Origin of the sequence: Vibrio sp. T20 (assembly GCF_007858795.1) — a bacterium.
In the GTDB taxonomy this organism is placed as follows: Bacteria; Pseudomonadota; Gammaproteobacteria; order Enterobacterales; family Vibrionaceae; genus Vibrio; species Vibrio satsumensis.
The window spans coordinates 1-231 of the sequence record NZ_VFEB01000220.1; the positions used below are offsets into that span (position 1 = coordinate 1).

Here is a 231-nt window from a genome sequence, read left to right on the forward strand (position 1 = left end):
ATTTGTGAACAGATTGGTAATCCAGCAACTTCAAAGGGCCCGGTTGATCGCGCCGTCGTAAGAATTGTGACACCGGGAACCGTAACCGACGAAGCACTACTTTCTGAGCGTGTTGATAACCTGATTGCCTCTATTTACCACCACAATGGTAAATTTGGCTACGCGACGCTTGATATTACTTCTGGCCGATTCCAGCTATGTGAGCCAGAAACCGAAGAAGCAATGGCGGCA

At 48.5% G+C, this 231-nt stretch carries 1 protein-coding gene; it reads left to right on the forward strand.

The features are described 5' to 3' along the window. On the forward strand, window positions 1-231 hold a 231-nt coding region (locus FTW16_RS22130), incomplete at both ends, for a hypothetical protein (RefSeq protein WP_146492454.1).